Annotated in this window: 15 protein-coding genes; 2 read left to right on the top strand and 13 right to left on the bottom strand. The window is 70.9% G+C overall.

Going from position 1 to position 22,550, the window contains the following annotated elements; all coding sequences use genetic code 11:
* Positions 1-15 precede the first annotated feature (15 nt).
* Positions 16-852: an aa3-type cytochrome oxidase subunit II gene (gene ctaC, locus J4H92_RS11440; protein WP_208098320.1), complete on the bottom strand. Its 837-nt coding sequence runs from the start codon at positions 850-852 to the stop codon at positions 16-18.
* A gap of 154 nt (positions 853-1,006) precedes the next feature.
* Positions 1,007-1,360: an iron-sulfur cluster insertion protein ErpA gene (gene erpA / locus J4H92_RS11435; protein ID WP_208098319.1), complete on the bottom strand. Its 354-nt coding sequence runs from the start codon at positions 1,358-1,360 to the stop codon at positions 1,007-1,009.
* 132 nt (positions 1,361-1,492) lie between these two features.
* Here erpA and J4H92_RS11430 point away from each other — a divergent pair, with 132 nt between their 5' ends.
* Entirely contained in the window at positions 1,493-2,065 is a 573-nt protein-coding gene (locus J4H92_RS11430) for a DUF3043 domain-containing protein (RefSeq protein WP_208098318.1), read from the top strand.
* Here J4H92_RS11430 and J4H92_RS11425 read toward each other — a convergent pair.
* The 7 genes from J4H92_RS11425 to J4H92_RS11395 form a co-directional block, all read right to left on the bottom strand.
* A complete protein-coding gene (locus J4H92_RS11425) occupies positions 2,035-3,087 on the bottom strand; it encodes a quinone-dependent dihydroorotate dehydrogenase (protein WP_208098317.1) in 1,053 nt (350 codons plus the stop codon). The genes J4H92_RS11430 and J4H92_RS11425 overlap by 31 nt on opposite strands.
* Positions 3,088-3,089: 2 nt before the next feature.
* Positions 3,090-3,584, bottom strand: a complete 495-nt coding sequence (nrdR, locus tag J4H92_RS11420) for a transcriptional regulator NrdR (RefSeq protein ID WP_208098316.1) — start codon at positions 3,582-3,584, stop codon at positions 3,090-3,092.
* Between the two features lie 2 nt (positions 3,585-3,586).
* Positions 3,587-4,909, bottom strand: coding sequence for a histidinol dehydrogenase (hisD, locus tag J4H92_RS11415; protein ID WP_208098315.1), 1,323 nt, complete (start codon positions 4,907-4,909; stop codon positions 3,587-3,589).
* Positions 4,909-6,513 (bottom strand): DUF7059 domain-containing protein, encoded by a 1,605-nt coding sequence (locus J4H92_RS11410; protein ID WP_208098314.1) that lies wholly within the window; start codon positions 6,511-6,513, stop codon positions 4,909-4,911. The genes hisD and J4H92_RS11410 overlap by 1 nt, the downstream gene beginning before the upstream one ends.
* Before the next feature lie 31 nt (positions 6,514-6,544).
* Complete coding sequence (locus J4H92_RS11405) at positions 6,545-8,272, bottom strand: sulfite reductase subunit alpha (protein WP_208098313.1); 1,728 nt, start codon at positions 8,270-8,272, stop codon at positions 6,545-6,547.
* Positions 8,269-13,821 (bottom strand): glutamate synthase-related protein, encoded by a 5,553-nt coding sequence (locus tag J4H92_RS11400; protein WP_208098312.1) that lies wholly within the window; start codon positions 13,819-13,821, stop codon positions 8,269-8,271. The genes J4H92_RS11405 and J4H92_RS11400 overlap by 4 nt, the downstream gene beginning before the upstream one ends.
* 404 nt (positions 13,822-14,225) lie before the next feature.
* The gene (locus J4H92_RS11395; RefSeq protein ID WP_208098311.1) at positions 14,226-14,987 is read right to left on the bottom strand and encodes an SDR family oxidoreductase; all 762 of its coding nucleotides are present in this window, start codon (positions 14,985-14,987) and stop codon (positions 14,226-14,228) included.
* A gap of 174 nt (positions 14,988-15,161) precedes the next feature.
* Between J4H92_RS11395 and J4H92_RS11390 the strand changes: the two genes are divergently transcribed.
* Positions 15,162-15,524 (top strand): RNA polymerase-binding protein RbpA, encoded by a 363-nt coding sequence (locus tag J4H92_RS11390; protein WP_208098310.1) that lies wholly within the window; start codon positions 15,162-15,164, stop codon positions 15,522-15,524.
* Positions 15,525-15,554: 30 nt separating this feature from the next.
* Here J4H92_RS11390 and lnt read toward each other — a convergent pair whose 3' ends face one another.
* The 4 genes from lnt to J4H92_RS11375 are packed head-to-tail and all read right to left on the bottom strand — an operon-like array spanning position 15,555 to position 22,540.
* Positions 15,555-17,306 (bottom strand): apolipoprotein N-acyltransferase, encoded by a 1,752-nt coding sequence (gene lnt, locus J4H92_RS11385; RefSeq protein WP_341783084.1) that lies wholly within the window; start codon positions 17,304-17,306, stop codon positions 15,555-15,557.
* The gene (locus J4H92_RS11380) at positions 17,303-19,591 is read right to left on the bottom strand and encodes a DEAD/DEAH box helicase (protein ID WP_341783083.1); all 2,289 of its coding nucleotides are present in this window, start codon (positions 19,589-19,591) and stop codon (positions 17,303-17,305) included. The genes lnt and J4H92_RS11380 overlap by 4 nt, the downstream gene beginning before the upstream one ends.
* Entirely contained in the window at positions 19,588-20,373 is a 786-nt protein-coding gene (gene tatC, locus J4H92_RS15435) for a twin-arginine translocase subunit TatC (protein ID WP_243752305.1), read from the bottom strand. The genes J4H92_RS11380 and tatC overlap by 4 nt, the downstream gene beginning before the upstream one ends.
* A gap of 49 nt (positions 20,374-20,422) precedes the next feature.
* Entirely contained in the window at positions 20,423-22,540 is a 2,118-nt protein-coding gene (locus J4H92_RS11375) for a WYL domain-containing protein (RefSeq protein WP_208098308.1), read from the bottom strand.
* Positions 22,541-22,550 lie beyond the last annotated feature (10 nt).

Below are 22,550 nucleotides of genomic sequence, written 5' to 3'. Positions count from 1 at the left end.
CGCTTCTTTCCTCGGTTACTCGTTCTCGGCCTTGGCTTCGTCGCCGAAATACTGATCCTGGAGCGGGTTGTACTCCGGCCCGACCTGGCCCTGCTCGAGCTCCGCCATCTTCGCGTCGTACTCCGCCTGCTCGAGCACTTCGACCTCGAAGAGCATGCCCGAGTGGTACTCGCCGCAGAGCTCGGCGCACTTCCCCATGAAGGATCCGGTGCGCTCGGGCGTGAACGACATGTAGTTGGTCTGCCCCGGGATCATGTCCTTCTTCTGGAGGAACTCGACGATCCAGAACGAGTGGATCACATCGCGGCTCTCGAGGCGGACCTCGGTGGTCTTGCCGACGGGGAGGTAGAGGACCGGCATGGTGCTCTCGATGGGGTTGCCCTCGCCGTCGATCTGCACCTGCACGCTCTGGAAGTAGCGGTCATCGCTGACGTAGTTGAAGTCCCAGGCCCAGCGCTTGCCCCAGACCTCGACCACGTTGTCCGGCTCGTCGTAGCGGGCCTCGATCTTCGACTGCTCCTGCGCGGTGAAGGCGAAGAAGCCGATGACCAGGATGACCGGCACGACGGTGAAGAAGGTCTCGATCGGCATGTTGTAGCGCAGCTGCACCGGGAGGCCGGTCTGGCCCTTGCGCCGGCGGTAGGCGATGGCCGCCCAGATGATGAGGCCCCAGACGAGCAGGCCCACGGCCAGCAGGACGATCCAGGAGTTCACCCAGAGGCTGGTGATGCCGGGCGTGTGGTTGGTCGCGTCGGTCGATCCCTCGGGCAGGAAGCCCCGCTGCTGCTCTGCCGAGCAACCCGCCAGGATCAGCGTTGCCGTCAACGCGGCCGAGACCGCGACCCATTTCATTCGACGAGTGGAACGCACCGCACACCTTTCGAGATCTTGCTTCCCGACCCGCTCGGCGGGCCCGGATGACGTCACACAGTTAGCTTAGCGCGAAGCTGGAGGTTTACTGAACACACGCCCGAAGTCGCGCAGAATCCTGCGGAAACGCGCCGGGTCAGCTGAAACTGTCGCCGCAGGCGCAGCTGCCCTGGGCGTTGGGATTGTCGATCGTGAAGCCCTGCTTCTCGATGGTGTCCGAGAAGTCGATGGTCGCCCCGTTGAGGTAGGGGATGCTCATCTGGTCCACGATCACCTCCACTCCCCCGAACTCCACGACCGCGTCGTTCTCGAGCAGCCGCTCGTCGAAGAACAGCTGATAGATGAGCCCCGAGCAGCCTCCGGGCTGCACGGCGATCCTCAGCCGGAGGTCGTCGCGGCCCTCCTGCGTGAGAAGCTGGTGGACCTTGTCCCGAGCTCCATCGGTCAATCCCACCTGGTGCGCGGGTGTTTCGGTCATGGTGGTGCTCATGGCAACTCCTCGCTGTCGACTCCTCCCATGATTCTACGCCGAGAGTCTGAAGAGGGCGGGCCGGGCCGGTAGGCTACTGGAAACCGACTTCACCGGCCCGCGAAGCCGCGGGCGAACGACGAGAGGAACAGTGTGGCGAAGGATCGCGCCGCCGAACCGGCCGAGCAGGACGAGCCGAGCAACGGACCCGTGGGGAAGGGCCGCCCGACGCCCTCCCGCAAGGAGGCGCAGGCGGCGAAGGCGCAGCCCCTCGTGGGGGGCAACCTCGACAGATCGGCGAAGAAGGCGCAGCGGGTCAAGATGGCCGAGACCAGGGAGCGGGCCCGCGTCGGCATGATGCAGGGCGATGAGCGCTACCTGACCGCCCGCGACAAGGGCCCCCAGCGCCGCTACATCCGCGATTACGTGGACGCCAGGTTCAGCGTCGGCGAGTTCCTCATCCCGGTGATGCTCGTCGTGCTCCTCATGACTTTCCTCCCCGCCCAGTGGCAGATCGCCAGCATGCTCGCCATCTGGCTGTATCTCGGGATCTCGATCATCGACGCCATCTTCCTCGGTCTGCGCCTCAGGAAGAAGCTCTCCGACAAGTTCGGCGCCGACAAGGTGCAGTCCGGGTCGCGCTGGTACGCGGCGATGCGCGCCTTCCAGTTCCGCATGCTGCGCGTGCCGAAGCCTCAGGTGAAGCGCCTGCAGTTCCCTGAATAGCCCGCGGCCAGCAACCCGCGGTTGATCTCGCGAGCCCAGAGCGGGCCCTCGTAGATGAATGCGCTGTAGCCCTGCACCAGCGTGGCCCCGGCCTCGAGGCGTTCGAGCACGTCGGCGGCCGTCTCCACCCCTCCGACGGAGATCACGCACAGCTCCTCCGGCGCGCTCGAGCGGATCCTGCGCAGCACCTCGAGCGAACGTCGGGAGAGCGGTGCTCCCGAGAGTCCGCCGGCTCCCGCCGCCTCGATCCTCGCGGCACCCGTCCGCAGGCCCTCTCGGCCGATAGTGGTGTTGGTCGCGATGAGGCCGTCCAAGCCGAGTTCTCCGACGAGTTCCACGATGCCGTCCAGCTGCTCGTCATCCATGTCCGGAGCGATCTTGACCAGCAGCGGGGTTCCCGACGCGGCGTCCTTGACCGCCGTGAGCAGCGGACGGAGCGAGGAGAGCTCCTGCAGACCGCGGAGGCCGGGAGTGTTGGGAGAGCTGACGTTGATCGCGAGGTAGTCCGCGACGGCCCGCAGCCGCTGCACGCTCCACACGTAGTCCGCCGTCGCGTCGGCGACCTCGGTCACGCGGCTCTTCCCGACGTTCACCCCGATCACCGGCCGGTGCCGGGCCAGTCTGGCGCGCTCGATCCGCGGCACCGCGGCGGCAGAACCGCCGTTGTTGAAGCCCATCCGGTTGATCAGCGCGCGGTCCTCGATCAGGCGGACGAGGCGCGGCCGCGGATTGCCCGGCTGCGGATGTCTCGTCAGCGTGCCGACCTCGACATGGCCGAAGCCGAGCGCGCCGAGGCCGAGGATCCCGGTGGCGTTCTTGTCGAAGCCGGCCGCCAGCCCGAAGGGACTGGGGAAGTCGAGCCCGAGCGCCCGAACGCGGAGGCGCGTCGACGGCGCGCAGAAGTCGCGCAGCGGTGCGCCGGCCAGCGGCGCCCCGCCGATGATGCCGAACGCCAGGTGGTGGGCCTGCTCCGGATCGAGATGCCGGAGCAGGGTGTCGAAGAGCAGCGGATACCAGCGCACGGTCAGTCTCCCGTCCCCTCGGCGGAGGCGATCCGCTCGTCTCCCGCCTTGCCCGCGTCCGCGCGCAGTTCCGCGATCGCCCCATCGAAGTCGTCGAGCGACTCGAAGGCCTGGTAGACGCTGGCGAAACGCAGGTAGGCGATCTCATCGAGCTCGCGCAGATGCGGCAGCACCGCGAGGCCGATGTCGTTGGCCTCCAGCTGGGCCTGTCCGGTCGCGCGCACCGCATCCTCGACGTGCTGGGCCAGGAGTGCCAGATCGGCCTCCGTGACGGGACGCCCCTGACAGGCCTTGCGCACCCCGCTGACGACCTTCTCGCGGCTGAACGGCTCCACCACGCCCGAGCGCTTCACCACGGTCAGGCTCGCCGTCTCGGTGGTCGAGAAGCGGCGCCCGCACTCGGGGCACTGGCGGCGGCGGCGGATCGAGAGCCCGTCATCGCTCGTGCGCGAGTCGATGACGCGGCTGTCGGGATGCCTGCAGAACGGGCAGTGCACGGCTAGTCCCCCTCCCCCGCGCGTTCGAAGCGGATCGTCACGGCCTCGCCGTGGGCGGGCAGCCCCTCGGCCTCGGCGAGGCTGCGGAGCGGCGCGGCGAGTTCGGAGAGCGAGTCGCGCTCGTAGGAGACGATCTGCTGCGGACGGAGGAAGGTGTGCGCGCCGAGCCCCGATGAGAAGCGCGCCGTCCCTCCGGTCGGCAGGACGTGGTTGGAACCCGCCAGATAGTCTCCGAGGCTCACCGGCGTGAAGCCGCCGACGAAGATGGCGCCGGCGCTGTCGATCAGCTCGAGCACCGCGGCGTCCTCGCGGGTCTGGATCTCGAGATGCTCGGGAGCGTAGGCGTTGCTCACCCGGGCCGCCGCGGCGAGGTCGTCGACGAGGATCACGGCGGACTGCGGGCCGCCGAGCGCCTCGTGCACCCGCTCGGAATGACGGGTGATCGCGGCGCGCGCGGCGATCTCCTCGCGCACGCGCTCGGCGAAGCGTGAGGAATCGGTGACCAGCACGGAGGCGGCCGACTCGTCGTGCTCGGCCTGGCTGATGAGATCTGCCGCGACGAACGCGGGCTCCGCGGTCTCATCTGCGATGACGAGGATCTCGGTGGTGCCGGCTTCGGCGTCGATGCCGACGATCCCGGCGACCGCGCGCTTCGCCGCCGCGACGAAGACGTTGCCGGGACCGGTGACGACGTCCACCGGCTCCAGGCCGATCCCGGGGACCCCGTGCGCGAATGCGGCGACGGCTCCGGCGCCCCCCACCGCGTAGACCTCGTCGACTCCGCACAGGGCGGCGGCCCACAGCACCGCCTCGTGGGGCGCGCCGCCGTTCTCGCGCTGCGCGGGCGAGGCGAGGGCGAGCCCGGGCACTCCGGCGGCCTGCGCGGCGACCGCGTTCATCACCACCGACGATGGATACGCGGCCTTGCCTCCGGGCGCGTAGAGGCCGACCCTGGCGACCGGCTGCCAGCGCTGCGTGATCGCAGCACCGCCCGCGAAGCGCGTGACGCGCTGCTCCGGAACCTGCGCCGCCGAGGCCGTGCGCAGGCGCGAGATGAGCGTCTCGAGGGCGGCCCGCACCTCCGGGGGGCAGGTGCCGAGACTGGCGCGGATCCGATCAGCGGACACGCGGAGTCCGTGTCCTTCGACGCCGTCGAATCGAGCGGCCTGCTCCCTGAGCGCCGCCTCGCCGCGCAGGCGGACGTCGTCGACCAGCGGCCTCACCCGGTCGAGCGCCGCGGCGATGTCCACGGCGGCCCGGGGCACGAGGCGCGACAGCTCGGTGCGGGAGGGGGTCAGGCCCCGAAGATCGATCGTGCGCAGCATCAGGGCTCCAGTCTAGTGTCGTGCGTGCCGGAGGGTGGCGCTGGCGTCAGCAGGCCCAGCCAGACCGCATCGCGGAAGTCGGCCAGGAGCGCCCGCCGCAGGTCGTCCTCGTCGATCCCGAGTATCTCTGCGAGCGCCCCGGAGATCTCCCTCATGCTCAGCTCGCCGTCGCAGGCGCCGAGGGCGGCGGCCAGGAGCGTGTCGGCCTCGAGCCGGCGTGCGAGGCCGACCTCCGCGGAGAACGTGATCCTGCTCGGCTGCTCCTGCCCGGGGACGTGCTCCCGCAGTTCGCCGACGCCGTCGCTCAGCAGCCAGCGGCGCTCGAGCATCTCCGCGTCGCTCATCGCGGACACCTCGATCGCCGCGTCGAAGATCGCCGAGAGCGGCCCGCCGGCTCGGCCCGACAGCGCTCCCCCGGCGCGTTCGAGACGCACCGGTGCTCCCCCGGCACGTTCCGGATACCGCTCTGAGCCCGTGGAGTCCGTGCGCGCGAGGCGGCGGATCCTGATCGAGCCGAGCCCCACGGCGACGACCCGCCGCGACGCGAAGTCGTCGAGCCAGCTGCGCATCAGCCGCTCGAAATCCTCGGCGCCCGGGCGGGCGCCTCCGTCGCGCGCCCAGGTCTCCGCGTAGCGCTCGGGCGAGAGGCGCTCCCGCTCGATGACCCACGCCGCGGTGCGATCGCCGAGCGCCTCCACCCAGCCCTCCACGCGTCCGAGCCCGTCGTCGCCCCAGTGGGACTCCCAGTTCGCCAGGCAGAGCAGCGTGCCGCCCTCGGCGAGATGCTCGTATCCCCGGCGGACGACCTCCTGGACGAGCCGGTCGCCCACCATGCCGCCGTCTCGGTACTCGTATCGGCGACCATCGGATCCGGTCCGAGGGGTGATCACGAACGGCGGATTCGAGGCGATCAGTGCGAAGCGCTCGCCTGCCACCGGCCCGAAGAGATCGCCGCTCCGGAAATCGATCCCGGCGCCGGTGCCGGCGCGGTTGAGACGGGCGTTCGCCCGCGCGAAGACGAGCGCCCGCTCGGAGAGGTCCGTCGCGACGACGGGGCCCCGGAGCGACAGGTGCAGGGCGACGATGCCGCAGCCCGTTCCGAGATCGAGTGCCGCACCCGCGTGGTCGGGCGGCAGCTGCGCGATGAGGGAACGGGTGGCGCCGCCGACCCCCATGACGTGGTCCGGTCGGGCCGGACCGCGCCGGAGCTGATCGTCGAGATCGCTCAGGATCCACCAGTGCCGTTCCCGGGCCTCCCGCGCATCGGAGATCTCCACCGGGTTCAGCGACAGCGCCGCCTCGAGCGCGCCGCCCGGGCTGCCGCCGACGAGACCGAGCGTCTCGGCGCCGCGCGGACCGAGACGGGGCAGCGCCGCGCCGACCTCCCGGGGGCTCAGCTGATCCCCGAGCAGGAAGAGCCGGACCAGCGCGGCGAGCGGCGACCGCCCGCGCGTCGCCCGCTCGACCGCCCTCCGAGCCGGCGCGAACACCCCGCGCAGCCGTGCCTCGTCGGCCTCCGCGCCGAGGAGGCCCCGCACCGCGGGAACGCGGAAGTCCGCCGACTCGAGGTCGTCCCGCAGCCGATCGATCAGTTCATCGTCCACCAGAACAGGGTAGGGTATGTCCGGCGCCGGCTCAGTAGACGTCGCGGAGGTAGCGCTTCCCCCGCTTGAGCGACGACACGTACTCGGCCGCATCGTCGTCGCCGCGCCCGCGCTGCTCGGCGACGATCCGATGCAGCGCCGCGTCCACGTCCTTCGCCATCCGCGAGGCGTCGCCGCACACGTAGAGGTGCGCGCCCTCCTCGAGCCAGGCGTACAGCTCGGCCCCGCTCTCCTGCATCCGGGTCTGCACGTAGACCTTCTCGCGCTGGTCGCGGGAGAACGCGAGGTCGAGCCTGGTCAGCACCCCGGATTCGGCCCAGGCGCCGAGCTCGTCCTCGTAGATGAAGTCGCTCGAGCGGTGCTGGTCTCCGAAGAACAGCCAGTTCCTCCCCGTCGCGCCCATGGCGGCGCGCTCCTGGACGAAGCCGCGGAAGGGGGCGACCCCCGTGCCGGGTCCGACCATGATGACCGGCACGTCGCCGTCCTCGGGCAGTCGGAAGGCGGCGTTGGGCTGCAGGAACACGCCGACGGGCTCGTCCGCGCCCAGACGATCCGCCAGGAAGGTCGAGCAGACGCCCCCGTGCGGCCGGTCCGCCCCGTAGCGCACGGAGGCGACGGTGAGGTGGATCCGATCGGGGCTGTGCAGCGGGCTCGACGAGATGGAGTATGCGCGCGGCTGCAGCGGACGCAGCAGCGCGACGAACTCCTCGGCGCCCAGCTTCATGCCCGTGCTCAGGACGATGTCGAGCGTGTCCTTGCCCCACAGCCACTCGTCCAGGCCTTCGCGCTGGCCGCGCGCGAGGAGGCGGCCGGGCTCGCTGTCGGGGAAGAGCTCGGCGACCAGCGCGAGCAGCTCCCGCGAGGGAGTGACGATCTCGGCCTTCCGCCCGAGATGGTGCACGAGCGGCAGCCCCTCGATCTCGTGATCCGGGCGGAGGCCCAGCTCGGCGATGAGGCGGTCGACGAGCACCGGGTCGTTGACCGGCACCACGCCGAAGGCGTCGCCCGCCGCGTACTCGATCCCGCTGTCCCCGAGCGCGAACTCGAAGTGACGGATCTCCTTGGTGCTGCCCGTCCCGGAGAGCACCCGATTCTCGACCAGCCGGGACTCGTAGGGACGCTTCCTCGTCCAGGTGGCCGGTTTCTGGACGGGCACGGCGCCGGTCGGGGCCGGCAGCGCGTCAGCCTCGGGCGCCTCGGCCGCGAGCCGGGCCACGAGCTCGGAGATCCAGCCCTCCGCAGGCTCCTCGAAGTCGACGTCGCAGTCCACCCTCGGGTGCAGGCGCGCGGCCCCCAGCTGTTCGAGACGGAGATCGATCAGCCGGCCGGCCTGGCAGAAATCGTCGTAGCCGCTGTCGCCGAGCGAGAGCACGGCGAAGCGCAGCTGCTCCAGGCGGGGGTGACCGGCCGACTCGAGCGAGCTCCAGAAGAGCTCGGCGTTGTCGGGCATCTCCCCCTCGCCGTAGGTGGAGGTGATCACGATGACGGTCGAGAGTTCGGCGAGCTCCTCGGTGGGCACGTCGTCGAGCGCGCGCACCGGCATCAGGATGCCGCGGGTGCGTGCCGTGGCGGCGAGATCGTTCGCGATGCCCTCCGCGTTGCCCGTCTGGGAGCCGTAGAGCACGTGCACGGTCAGCGCCGGGGCGCTGCTCGACTGATCGACGCTCTTGTTCGCCGCGATGCCGAGAAAGAACCCGGTGAGCCAGGCCTCCTGCTCCTGGGTGAAGGGCGCGTCCGCCGGAATGTACAGCCCGTTCATCGCGCCCCCTGCTCGGTGGTCTGCAGCACCCTCGCGGAGATGTCGTCGAGGGCGGCGGTGGCCAGCAGCTCGTCGAATCTCGCCGACCGGGTGCGATCGGCGTTCTTGGCGTCCTGATGGAGGATCCAGCCGTAGGTGCCGGGCGCGTCCATGCCCCGGACGTTCCGCATGGCGAGCGAGCGCTTGTAGTCGTCGAGCCGCTTCACGGCGATGAGCGTCGCCAGCTCCGCATCGCCGAAGTCGTCCAGCGTGCGCCGCAGATATCCGAGCACCTTCTGCATCACGGCGAAGTCCTCGGTGAGGATGAGCTTCCGCACCGCGTCGAGGACGCGAGGATCGGAGTGCTCGGTGGCTCCGGGCACCCGCTCCAGCGCGATCTGCTGGGCGAAGGCGAGCACGGCGAACGACGAGAGGAGAGAGAACTTGTCGGCCACGCTGCCCTCCCCGAAGCTCGGTGCGCGCCCGCCGAGCACCATCCGGTGGTCGCGGTAGTCCTGCTTGAAGCTGCGCAGCTTGTCCTTCGCGAGCGACTCGGCGAGTTCGTCCAGCAGCTCCTTGCGGGTCTTCTGGGCGAGGATCTCGTCGGCGTCCTGATAGAGCAGCAGCGCGCGCGGCATGCCGAAGACGAAGTGCGCGCGCTCCTGCTCCCAGTCCCGGAGCAGACGTTCTGCGAGCGGTGACCCCGTCGCCTCGAGGTGCCACTCGAGCATCAGCCGGATGGCCTGCTCGTGGTAGGCGCCGTGCTCGGGGTCGGTGAGCGGCAGGACGAGCAGCGAGTCGGCGCTGTAACTGCCCTCGAGCGCGCCCTCCGGGTCGTACTGGTAGACGAACCCGCCGCTCATGCCGTTGCCGAGGCCGGTGCCGAAACCGCCCAGGTTGAGCACCGCGCCGTTGGTCATGTACTCGCAGGCGAAGTCGCCGACGCCCTCCACGACCGCGGTCGCGCCCGAGTTGCGCACCGCGAATCGGTCGCCCGCATCTCCGGCGACGAAGGTGCGTCCGCCGGTGGCTCCGAAGAGGGCGAAGTTGCCGATCAGCACGTTGCCGCCGTGGCCCGGAGCGCCGCCCCCCGGCGAGCAGATCGCGATCCGGCCCCCGGACTGCCCCTTCCCGACGCCGTCGTTGGCGGTGCCGGTGTGCTGCAGGATCAGGCCGTCATTGCAGAACGCGCCGAAGGACTGCCCGGCGGAACCGGTGGTGCTGACGGTGATCGCGCCGTCGCCGAACCGTCTGCGCCCGCGATCGTCGACGACCACGGCGGGGAGCTCGGCGACCGCGTCCTCGATCAACTCGTAGTTCAGCATCCGCTCGATGTCGATCGACAGCTGGGCGCCCACCGACTTGTCGCTGTTTCCGAGCTCGACCCCGTCGACCGCGAGCGACGCCTCCCTCCCCTCCACGAGCGCTGCGCGCACGCGCTCGATGAGGGCGTCGTCCGTGCGGAAGTCCTTCTCCAGGTAGACGGGATCGTTCACGACGCGCTCGGGCAGCACGCGGAGCATCGCGCGCAGGTCGAGGCGCCCCACGGCGGAGGGGTGGTCGAGCAGCTGCAGCAGATCCGAACGCCCGCGCGCCTCGCGCAGCGAGCGCAGCCCCAGTCGCGCGAGGATCTCGCGGATCTCGTGGGCGATGTTCAAGAGGTACTGCGCGAGGGCCCTGGGATCCCCGTCGAAGGCCTCCGAGTTGGTCGTCAGGCCCGCCGGGCACTTGATGTTGCAGTTCTTGGCCATGACGCACTTGAGCATCATCAGCGCGGTGGTGCCGAACTCGAAGCTGTCGGCGCCGAGCAGGGCCGAGGTGACCACATCGCTGCCGGTCTGGTGGGCCCCCGAGCAGCGGAGGACCACCTTGTCGCGCAGCCCGTTCGCGACGAGCGCCTGGTGCACCTCGGCGACGCCGATCTCCGCGGAGCGGCCGGCGTACTTGAGGCTGGTCACGGCCGCCGCGCCGGTGCCGCCGGTGTTCCCGGCGACGTTGATCACGTCGGCGCCGGCCTTCGCCACGCCGACGGCGATCGTGCCGATCCCCTCCGTCGAGACGAGCTTGACGATCACCCGGACCCGCGCCGCCTTGCAGTCGTGGATCAGCTGCGCCAGATCCTCGATGGAGTAGGTGTCGTGGTGCGGCGGCGGCGAGACCAGCTCGATGCCCGGCGTGCCGCCGCGGGCGGCCGCGATGTCGACGGTCACCTTGGCCGCGGGCAGCTGCCCGCCCTCGCCCGGCTTCGCGCCCTGCCCCATCTTGATCTCGATCTCCTCGAGCATCGGATCCGCGAGGTACCCGGCCCAGATGCCGAAGCGCGCCGAGGCGAACTGCTTGATGCGCGAGCCTCGGATCGTCCCGTAGCGGCTGTAGTGCTCTCCGCCCTCGCCGCAGTTCGAGAATCCGCCCACCATGTTCACTCCGTGGGCGACCGCCTCGTGCGCGTTCGCGACCAGCGCGCCGTGGCTCATCGCTCCCGAGGTGAGCGTCCGCGTGATCTCGTGCGCCGGCTGGACCTGCGACAGCGCGATGCTGTTCGGCGCCTCGCCGAGCAGTTCGAGCAGGGCGGCCGCACGGCCCTCGGCTCGCACCGAGAGCGAGACGCTGCCGACCTCTTCGACGACCAGCTCCCGACCGTAAGCCTCGACGAGGAACTGCCGGAGCGCGTCGACGCGCTGATCGAGGCTGTCGACCACGTTCGTCAGGGTGAGCCGGTAGCCGGCGTCCGCCGTCTTCGCCACGGCGAGGCCGCGGACCAGGATGCTCGAGTTGCCGAGCTCGGAGCAGCGGCCGAGCTCGCGGGCGAAGGCCTCCGGCGTGTGCGCCGCGGTGACGTCGACCGGCAGGGCCAGCACGTCGCGCAGCGCGGAGGGGCGCCGCGTGCGCTCGAGGTTCGTGGCCGCCACGAAGTCGCGGTAGCCCTGGGTGATCCGGAACTGGTCGATCGCCTTGTCGCTCAGCTCCTCGTAGCCCGTGCCCCGGTAGGCGTGATCGTCGAGGCCGAAGGCGTCTTCCAGCTGATGCACGGTAAGCAGCCTGAGCGCGGTGTGGCGATCGTGCGGCTTGGGCGCGAAAGCGGGCGGTTCCTCGGTGAGCGCGGTGAATCCGCGCACCGAGGCGGTGCCGTAGGAGTGCCCGGCGCCCTCGGAGCGCTCCTTGAACAGTCCGAGCAGCGGGATCTGCGAGTCGTCCTCGACGGAGCGGGCGCGCTGGTGCCACTCGGTGGCGGCCTGGGCGATCCGCACGAAACCGACGCCGCCGACCGGTGAGTCCAGGTGGGGGAACCATTTCGCCAGCACCGGATCCCTGGTGTCGAGGTAGTTCGGCTCGAAGAACTCGCCCCCGATGTAGCTCTCGACGGTGCACAGGCCGACCCGGCCCATCGTCTTCGCGAGCGACTTCTCGGCGGCCTTGCGGAAGCGCTCGACCGCGGAGTCCGTCTCGGTGAGGTCCTCGGCCGGCCCGACCGGGCTGGGATAGCGCTCCTCGGCGCGCAGACGGGCGCTGATGCTGTACACGGCCGAGGCGCCGAAGCCGAGCGCGACAGCGACGTGGTGCGAGGACGAGATCTGGCCGCTCTCCATGACCACCGAGATCCGGAGCCGCAGCCCCGTCTCGATCAGGCGCTGATTGACCGCGGCGATGCCGATGACGAGCGGGATGGGCGCGAGATCCCTGGAGATCTGCCGGTCGGTGAGGATCGCGATGCCGCCGCCGTCGCGCGCGAAGGCCTCGACGCCGTCGCAGAGCTCCTGCACCGCGCTCAGCAGCCCGGCGGCGTTCCTCTCCGGATCCGCGAAATCGGGCGTGTAGAGCGCGTCGAAGCGTTCGAGCGGCACGAGCCGCTGCTCGCGCAGCCGGATCATCTCGAGATGGCCGAGAATGGGCGAGCCCAGCACGATCTGCGTGTCGGCCGCTCCGCCCCCGTCCGGCTTGGCGCCGAGCGCCACCCGCATGCTCATGCCGTCGGCCTCGCGGATGCTGTCGAGCGGCGGGTTGGTCACCTGCGCGAAGCGCTGCGAGAAGTACTTCGAGATGCCGCCCTCGTGGTCGGAGAGCGCGTTGATCGCGTTGCCGTAGCCCATCGCGGAGATCCGCTCCGCGCCGTTCGCGAGCATCGGATCCATCATGAACCGGAAGGTCTCCTGGTTCAGGGAGTACGAGACGTATCTGCCGCCGAGCGACAGGTCGCCCTCGTAGCCGAGGGTGTTCGGACCCCGCGTCGAGACGGCGGAGTCGAGCTCCTCGATCCGCACCATGGCCGCGCGCAGCAGCGCGCCGTAGTCGCGCTGGGCGGCGAGCTTCTCCAGCGCGTCCTCGGTGCGGTAGCTCCGACCCTCGCGATGGTCGAAGTAGAGCATGCCCCCGGCCTCGATGCGGCCGCGGTGCACGATCTCCTCGGGGCCGAAGGCGATCTGGCCGGCCTCGGAGGAGACCACCAGGTACTCCTCCGTCTCGACGGTCCGCAGGGGGCGCAGGCCGAGCCGGTCGAGGCGCGCGCCGATGACGTCCCCGTCGGAGAAGATCACGGCGGCCGGGCCGTCGTTCTTCTCCTCGTAGAGCGAGAAGAACTCGAACATGTCGCGCACCGGCTGCGAGAGCGAGCGGTCGTTCTCCCACGCCGGCGGCATGAGCGAGACGACGGCCTCCACGATGTCCAGGCCGTCGTCGAAGACGCGGCTCTGCAGCGTCTGATCGAGCCGGCTGCTGTCGGACTGGCCCGCGGGCCGCACGATGCTGCGATGCCTCGAGCGGGCGAGGGCGTCGTCGCTCAGCCGGTTCTTGCGGTCGGTGTTGAGCTCGCCGTTGTGCGCCAGCATCCGGAACGGCTGCGCCATCGTCGGATGGGGCTCGGTGTTGGTCGAGAACCGGGTGTGGAAGTAGAGGCTGCGCACGGAGTGCCGCTCGTCGCGGAGATCCACGAAGTACGGGATCACCTCGCCGGAATTGAGCCGGCCCTTGAGCACCTGCGTGCGCGCGCTCAGCGAGAGCGGATAGAGGCCCGCGAGCTCGGGCTCGTTGAAGGCCCGGCGCTCGATCTCCAGCAGCGCCTCGTTCGCGGCGCGGTCGGTGGCCGCGCGGTCCTCGCCGTCTGGCGATCGGAACACCCACTGGAGGATCGGCAGCTGGTAGCGCTCGGCGGCCGGCCTCGCGGCGGAATGGTCGACGGGCACCTCGCGGACGAGGAGGATCTCGAAGCGCTCCCCGATCGCCCGGTCGATGAGCGCGCGGGCCTCCGGCTCGAAAGCCGGATCGGTCGGCAGGAAGAAGTTCCCGACGCCGAACAGCCCGGACTGCAGGGTCTGCCCGGTGATCGCGCTGAAGAACTCGACGGAGAGGTCCAGGCTGACCCCGGCTCCGTCGCCGACGCCCTCCGACGACATGCCGCCGCGGTGCGGAATCGAGCACAGCGCCTCGTCGCCCTTGACGATCACGTCATGGCTCGGGCGCCCGTCCTTGCGCGTGATGAACCCGACCCCGCATGCGCTGTGCTCCGCACCAGGATCGTAGAGCCCGAAGGCATCGTCAGCGCGTTCGGGCCGGGGGCTCGGGTTCGTTCGCGTCACATGCGTCCTCTCGACGGATATCGGACCGTGTCCGAGGCGATGCCGGGCCGGAGGCACGTCAAAACGCCCTGACAGGGAGATTCGAGCGTAGCACCGCTTTCTTCGGCAGAACGAATGAAAACACAAGTTTTCTTCGAGCACTTGTCGCAAGTGCCATCGTTACCGCAGAATCTGCGACCGATGGCCTGTTGCGCCGAAGAGGCGGAGCGCACGAAACACTCCCGTAACACTGCCCCGTCGACGGGTGCGCGCTGCAGCCCGGCCGTCGCCGCAGCCGTGCCCGCCTCTCTCGCGTCCAGACCCGCTGCGCGGGAGGCTCCGGCCCGGCGCGGACCGAGGCCCGGCCCGGCCCGCATCCGCGGAGGGATCGTTGCGGGCGGATGTCAGGGGCGAGGCCGCGAGCGTCAGCCCACGAAGCCGGAGGTATCGCCGATGAGGCGAGTGTGGTCGGCCGGGACCGGCTCCACCGCCGCCCGCGCGACCTCGGAGGCGAACTCCGAGACGTTGTAGAGGCGCCCGGCCGACTCTCGGCGCGCCTCGATGGCGCCGGGCCGGGCGCGTTCCAGCATCGTCGCCGTCACCGTCCCCTCGATCATGTCTCCCGACACCACCACGAACTCGATCCCCCGATCGGCGAGCTCTGGGATGCGCGCGCGCAGCGCGTCCTCCCCGGCGCGCTTGGACAGCGCCACCGGCTCGTACTCGGGCATGGTCGGGGTCGTGCGGATGAAGTGGGCCTGGTGGCTGGTCACGAACACCACCCGGGATCCCTCTCCCAGCAGCGGCAGCGCGGCGTCGAGCACCGCCAGCTGCGCGTCGCGGTTCAGGCGGAGGGCGTAGTCCTCCCCCATCCCGCTCTCCATACCGCCCGAGGCGTTGAGGACGAGGAGGTCGAGCCCGCCGAACTCCTGCGCGATCGCGTCGAACATCTCCGAGAGCGAGGCGGGATCGGTCAGGTCGGCGCCCTGCACGAGCGCGCGAGCGCCCGACTCGCGCAGCTCGGCTGCCAGCTTCTCCGCGCGCGGAGCCTTGTTGCGGAAGTTCACCACGACGTCGGCGCCGGCCCGCGCGAGATAGCGCACCGTATCCGCGCCGATCCCCCGCGACGATCCGGTGACGAGGGCGCGCTTGCCCTCGAGTCGGCCTGATTCGAGTGGCTGAGTCACTGTGGCTCCTAAGTGGATCGCTCGGAAGATATCCTTCCCAGCGTAGTCCGTCGGGTGACGATACGGGAACGGACCTGTCGCCGATGGGCCGGGCGCGCTAGGCTGCACGGAACGGCGAAAGCCGCGAGAGAATCGCGAGGCCCGCCCGTGCGGCTTCGCGGACAAGGAGGACCGATGGCCGAGCGCACACTTCGCGGCGCGCGAATTGGTTCCACCAGCCTGCAGGGCGAGACCGGCATCGAGTTCGCGCCTCGGCGCGCGGTGGAGTACCTCACGGAGAAGGGCACCCGCTTCTCGGTGATGTTCGATCGGGAGGCCGAGGCCCCGGCGGAATGGTTCGATCCCCGCAGCGGAGAACTGGGCTTCCTCGACGACGAGGCCGGCCGCGCCGCCAGAGCGGAGTTCGAGGAGAAGGGGCAGCAGCAACGCACCCACTGGGACATGCTGCTCGAGCGGCGCAGCCGCGAGGAGCTCGAGCAGCTGCTGCAGGACCGGCTGGAACTGCTCCGAGCCCGCCGCGGCGGCGATCGGGGCTGACGGCCTCCCTCGGCGGCCGTCGTCCCGGGATCAGCGGGCTCCGGCCGGATCCGGTCCGCGGCGTCCCCGCGCGAGGAGAGCACCCGCCGCGCCGAGGCCGACGCCGACGACGGCCGCGAGACCCCAGGCCAGAGCGATACCGGAGCCGAGCCGCAGCGCGGGCGTCTCGCCGCGCACGAGCGGTACCTCCGCGATCATCGCCCCGGCCGTGTGCGTCGGCAGCCGGTCCGCCTCGCTGCCGTCCGGCAGCACGACCGCGCTCGTGCCGACCGTGCTGATGTTGACGAGCGCGCGCCCGGTCTCCACCGCGCGCAGGCGGGCGATCTGCAGCTGCTGCGCGCTCTCGTCGGTGCGGCCGAAGTCGGCGTTGTTGGTCTGCGCGAAGATCACCTCAGCGCCATCGCCGATCATCGCGACCGCGTGGTCGTCGAAGATGATGTCGAAGCAGATGGCGATGCCGGCGCGCACGGTCGAGGGCGCGGCGCCGGACGCGCCGGGAGCGATGTCGATCACCGCGGAACGCGCGCCCGCGGTGTACTCGAGTTGAACGAGGTCGACCAGATCGGGCACGAGGGCGCGGAAGAACGGCCGGTTCGGCATGTACTCGGCGAACGGCACGGGCCTCCGCTTGTCGTAACGCGCATCGGTCAGGCCGTCGGCGCCGGTGCCGTCGAGGCCGGTGACCTCGGCGCTGACGACGAGCGTGCTGTTCGTGTAGCTGCCGTCCTCGTTCCGCAGAATCGTTCCGACGACGATCGGTGCGCCGGCTCGGGCGGAGAGGCGCTCGACGGCCTGAAGCCGATACGGCTGACCGGGCAGATCGAACTCAGCGCTGTTCTCGGGCCAGACGATCACGTCCACGCGATCGCCGCTCGCCTCGAGGCCATCGAGCAGCCGTTCGGTCGCGAGGAGGTGATCGCCGATCACGTCGCCGTTCTCCCGATCGTCGAAGATCCCCGACTCCGAGTTCCCCTGGACGGCGGCGACCCGCAGCGCTCCAGTGCGCTCGAGCTCGGCGGCGGGCACGAGCGACAGCAGGGCGAACGACACCGCGACGACCCCGACTGCGAGGGCCGCGCGCCGCGCCGCGCCGCGGGATCCGTCTCGTGCCGCACGCGAGAAGCCGACCGCGACCGGCAACGCGCACGCGAGCGCGATCACGCCGCTCAGCCCGGAGAAGCCCAGCCAGGAGGACAGTTCGGCCAGCGGGCCCTCGGCCTGGGTGTGCGCGAGCCTTCCCCAGGCGAATCCGCCGTAGGGCCAGGCCCCTTGGACCTGCTCGCGGAGCACCCAGAGCCCGGCGACCGTCACCGCCTGGGCGAGCGGCAGCAGCACGCCGAGTATTCGCTCGGGGGAAACCGCCTGAGGTGCTGAGTTGCGCCGGGTCCCCGCGCCCCGCACCCTGCACAACTCAGCACCCGACGCCAGACCGCGAGTGGCGACGGCGGCCAGCGCGCCGAAGAGCGCGAACCACGCGATCATCACGCCGCTGAGCGCGAGCCAGGGAATCGGCCCGAGATAGAGCGTCAGCCACGAGATGTGCGGCAGCCAGAACCCCGCCCCAGCGAGCGCGCCCGCGGCCGCTGCGGCGCCGATGCGCTGGTGCCAGACCGCGACCATCACGAGGACCGCGCCGATCAGAGCCGCCGGCCACCAGGCCACCGCGGGAGTGGCCGCGTCGAGCGCCGACCCGCCCAGCAGCGCCAGCGGGAACGCCAGCCACCACGGCAGGCGCCGCGGCCGGGAGCCCGGCGATTCGGGCGCCACGGGCCGGTCGCTCACGAACTGCTCGCCGTCTCGACGATGCCGCGACGCACCGCCCGCCTCGCCTCCCGCGCCCGGAGCCCGAGACGGCCCAGCCGATCGACGTCGACCTCGGCCTGCTCGCAGGCCTGCGCGATCTGGTCCAGCAGGTCGATGGTCTGCTTCGCCCAACGCACGAAGTCGCCGGCGCCGACGCCCGACCGCTCGAGCGTCCGCTCGAGGGTCCACCCCTGCGCCCAGCCGTGCATCGCGCTCGCGAGGCCGGCGTGGGGTCTCTCGGCAGACGCGAGCCGGTGCCGCTCGCTCAGCTCCCCCAGCTCGTCCCAGAGCTCGAGCGTCCGTTCGAAGGCCTGCGGGAAGGCGCCGCCGGGCCAGCGACCCTCCGCCTCGTCATCGCGGCGCGGTTCGTAGCTCAGCGCGCAGCACAGGGCGGCGAGTCCGGCCGCATCGATGCCGCGCCACGCGTTCCTCTTCAGGCACTCGGCGACGAGCAGGTCCCGCTCCCCGTAGATGCGCCGCAGCAGGCGGCCGTAGGCGGTCACCTCGATCTCGGGTCCGCGGGCGGGAATCAGGTAGTCGAGCTCGGAGAGCAGGTCGACCACTCGCTCGAACGTCCGCGCGATGGTGCCGGTCCGGGCCTCCACCCGTCGACGGCCGCGGTCGAGCTGCCTGCGCAGCTTCCGAGCCCGATCCTCCCAGCGCTTCCTGTCCGCGCCGCTGCCCCGACGCGCCGCCGCCTCGTAGCCCTCGAGGGAGCGCTGCTCGGCGCGGAGGTCTCGAGCCTGGTCGACGACGGCACGGTCCGCCTGATATTGGGCGAAGGAGAGCTCCAGGGTGTCGCGGGCGCGGTCGAGCGGCATGCGCTGTAGCAGATTGACCGCCATGTTCGGCGTCGGCCGGAAGCTCGAGCGCACGGGGAAGGACCGCGCGGAGGCGAGATGAGCGAGCGCCTCGAGATCCATCCCCCCGTTCCAGACCACGACGGCATGGCCCTCGTGGTCGATGCCGCGGCGCCCCGCCCGACCGGTGAGCTGCGTGTACTCCCCCGACGTCAGCGGTACCCGCTGCTCGCCGTTGAACTTGTCGAGCCGTTCGATGGTCACCGATCGGGCGGGCATGTTGATGCCGAGCGCCAGCGTCTCCGTCGCGAACACGAGCTTCACCAGACGTCGCTGGAACAGCTGCTCCACGACCGATTTGAACTGGGGCAGCAGCCCGGCGTGGTGGGCGGCGATCCCCCGCTCGAGCCCGGCGACCCACTCGTTCACCCCCAGCACGCGGAGCTCGTCCTCCTCCAGCGCGTCGAGCGTGGCGCGCACCGCCGCGCGTATCTCACGGCGCTCCTCGCCCGAGGTCAGGCGTATGCCCGCGTGGAGGCACTGCAGCACCGCCTGATCGCAGCCGTTCCGGCTGAAGATGAACACGATGCCGGGCAGCAGCTCGGTCTCGTCGAGGGAGCGGGCGATATCCGAGCGGGAGATCCTCCGCCCGCGGCGGCGCGGGGCGCGCCCCCGCGAGCGCTCCCTGCGTCCGTACCGTTCCTGGTGGCCGCGCGTGTGGTCCGCGGCCGATCGGCTCTCCGAGCCGCGATGCCCGGTGCCTCCGTCATCCATGCGGATGAGCTGCGGGTTGAGCCGGCCCCGATCGGCGAGCTCGCCCGCACCGTCGACGTAGAGGGGCAGCAGCTCTCTCTCCGTGAGCACGTGCTGATAGAGCGGGACCGGCCGGTGCTCGCTGAGGATCACATCCGTGTCGCCGCGGACGGCGTGCATCCAGTCGCCGAACTCCTCGGCGTTCGACACCGTCGCCGAGAGGGACACCAGACGGACCTCGGCTGGGAGGTGCAGGATGATCTCCTCCCAGACCGCGCCGCGCCAGCGGTCGCCGAGGTAGTGCACTTCGTCGAGCACGACGAAGGCGAGGCCGTCCAGGCCGTCGCTCTCCGCGTAGATCATGTTGCGCAGCACCTCCGTGGTCATGACCACGATCGGCGCGTCGCCGCGCAGGTTGACGTCTCCGGTCAGCAGCCCCACCTGCTCCTCGCCGTACTCCGCGCACAGCTCCCGGAACTTCTGATTCGACAGCGCCTTGATCGGGGCCGTGTAGAAGATCCGGCGGTCGGCCGCTCGGCGCGCGAGGTGCACCGCGAACTCCGCAACCGTCGTCTTGCCGGAACCCGTCGGCGCCGCGACGAGCACGCTCCGACCCTGTTCGAGGCGCTCGCAGGCCGTGCGCTGGAAGGGGTCGAGCGGGAAGCCGAGCCGGGAGGCGAACTCGTCGAGCGCCGGGAACTCCTCGCTCACGGGACCTCGCCGCTCGCCGCCGAGGGCTGATCGTCGCCGAGGTACTCGGCGAGTGCCGCGGCCTCGCGCTTGTCCACGCGGCGGTCGTGCAGGATGGTGATGCCCGCCGCCAGGAAGTAGAGCACGACGATCGGTGCGGCGAGCAGGAACATGCTCATCAGATCGGCCGCGGGCGTGGTGATCGCCGCGAAGAGGACGATGCAGAGGATGGCGACGCGCCAGCTCGCCAGGATGGACCGGCCGCGGAGCACTCCGATGAAGTTGAGCAGCACGAGGAACACGGGCATGACGAAGCCGACCCCGATCGCGAGCAGCAGCTTGACGGTGAAGTCGAGATAGGTCCGCGCCTCGATCTGGAAGGCGTCCTCCTCGGGCTGGAACGTCGACATCAGCCGGACGATGTTCGGCAGCACGCTCCAGCCCGCGTACACGCCGGCGAGGAACAGCGGCACGGCGGTGCCGAGGAAGCCGACGGCGTACCACTTCTCCTTTCGCTTGAGCCCGGGCACGATGAACGCCCAGATCTGATAGAGCCAGACCGGGCTGGCGAGGAGCACCGCGATGAAGAGGGAGATCTGAACCCTCGTATCGAAGCCGCTGCTCACGTCGGTGTACTGGATCAGGGCCGTGCGGCCGTCGATCTCGAGATCGAGGATCGGCTGCCGCAGCATGTTCCAGACCCATTCGGAGAGGAACCAGCCGGCGACCAGGCCGATCGCGATCGCGATTCCCGAGATGATCAGGCGATTGCGCAACTCGACGAGGTGAGCGCCGAGGCTCATCTTGCCCTCGGGGTTCTTCACCCGCCCCCGCTTCTCCGCTGCCACCCCGTCATTCTATTCCGTAGCGGGTGAGCACTCGCTCGGCCCATTCCCTGACGCGGCTCACCGCCTCCGCCGGGGCGGTGACCACGACCGCTCCAGGAGCCGACTGCACCAGCCTGACGGCGGCGTGCAGATGCGCGAGACCGATCTCGACCGGGAGCTCGCCGTGCTCGACGGGGCCGACCGCGCGCGGTGAGAAGGCCGAGATGCTGCGCATCGGGTCGGAGCCGGTGCCGCCGACGCGCACGCGCGCATGCGCGAGGATCGGCAGTTCCGACGGGACGATGTCGGAGAGAGCGGGCACCTCGGCGGGCCGGTGCTCCGCGCGCTCGGCGAGCACGCGGATGTCGCTCATGGCGTCCACCAGGAAAGTGCGGTCGGCGGCGCGATCGAGACAGTAGGCGCGGAGGTACCAGCCCGCGTCGCCCTGGAAGAGCGCGATCGGCTCGACGACCCGCCGCGTGGCCGTGCCGTGCAGATCGCGGTAGACGAAACCGATCCGCCGCCGCTCCTCCACGGACGCGGCGAGACCGGCGACGACCGGATCGGCCGCATCGGCGGTCACCGAGAGCGTCGGAGCTGAGCCGTCCGGGTCCGCGGCGGCCGCCAGCTTCGCCGCGGCACTCGCCGCGTGCTCCAGTTCGCTCTCCGGGAGCAGCGGGGTCAGCGCGTGCAGGCCCGCGAGCAGTGCGGCCTGCTCAGCGGCTGAGAAGCGCGGGGCGTCGTCCACGGCGATGATCCTGGTGAGGCGCACCAGGTCCTCCCGCTCGAAGGCGTCCCAGTCGATGTCGAAGAGATCCTCGTCCTGGTATGTGCTGGTCTCCCCGGGGATGCCGGCGGTCCCGAGAAAGGCGATCAACTCCCGCAGCAGCGCGGAATCGACCTCGAAGACCTCGGCGAGCCTGGAGACCTTCACCTCGCCGTGCTCCACCAGGTAGGGCACCAGGGAGAGCAGCAGGACCACGCGCTCCTGCGTGCGCAGTGCGGGTGCCCGGCGAGCGGATCGTCCGCGTCCCGCGGAGCTCTGCGCCGCATCGCGTCCGACCGCGGGCGCGCCCGTTGCGGCGGCCTGGGCGTGATCGTCCCGCACCCGCAGCAGCAGGCCCGTCACCAGCCCGCGCAGCTCGGCCGGCTCTTCGACCGCGAGCTGATCTCCGAAGCCGGCGATCTCCTCGGCCAGCAACGGGTAGTCGAGCGTGCCGAACTCGATCCGCTCCTGGCCCTCCGCCCCCGGGAGCGAGGAGTGCTCCGCCGGGCCGGCCGATCCCCCGGTCGCCTCGGCTCGGCCGCGGAAGCGGGCCGCGGCGGACGTTCCCGGCCGGACGAGGACGGTGACGCGACGGTCCCGCTGCAGGCGCAGCAGTTCGTCGACGGTCCGGTCGGCACGATCCTTCAGGACCGGATCGTAGCCTCGGGAGAGGACCCGGACATCGCCGCCGATCCTGGAGAGGAGGAAGACCCGGTCGTCCTCGCGCTCCAGATCGTAGGCGATCAGATGCCAGCGCCCGGCTGCGCGGTGCAGACGCAGCGGAGCGACGCGCCGCTCGGTCGCCGTCTCGTGACGGGGGGTGCGGTACTCGAACACCACCACGGACTCCTGCTCGATCGCGCGGCGCAGCGCGGGCGCGACCGCCTCGGAGAGACCCAGGCGGGGGGCGATGCCGAGATGCTGAGGGTCGAGGCCGGCGCCGAGCGCCTCGAGCTTCATCGCCGACCTCCGGGACTCCGAGGTGAGACTGCCCTCGCGCCACGACAGCGCCGCCAGACGCAGCAGAGCCAGCTCGCGGGCGCTGAAGGAGATCTCCGGCGGCACCTGCAGCAGCCCCTTGGAGATCCGGTATCTGGTCAGGCGGTTGTTCCCCGGATCGCCCGGATCGTCGACCGTCTCGATGCGGATGCCGAGCTCCCTGACCTGGTCCTTGTCCCGCTCGAACTGCCGCTCGAGCGCCGTATCGGCCCGGCCGCGGGAGTAGCGGTCCGAGTACCCGTAGACGGTGCCGAGCAGCTGGCTCTTGTTCAGTCCGTCCGGGCTGGCGACGAGCGCGAGGATCAGGCTGAAGACCCGCTGCTCCCCGGGGATCCTCCGCGTCCCGCTCCCCTGCCGCCGCGGGTCCTCCGGCACCACCGCGGACTCC

It is taken from the genome of Leucobacter weissii, assembly GCF_017565745.1.
GTDB classification, from domain to species: Bacteria; Actinomycetota; Actinomycetes; order Actinomycetales; family Microbacteriaceae; genus Leucobacter; species Leucobacter weissii.
Note: the sequence above shows the minus strand (reverse complement) of the source record. Positions and strands in the feature narration are given on the sequence as shown.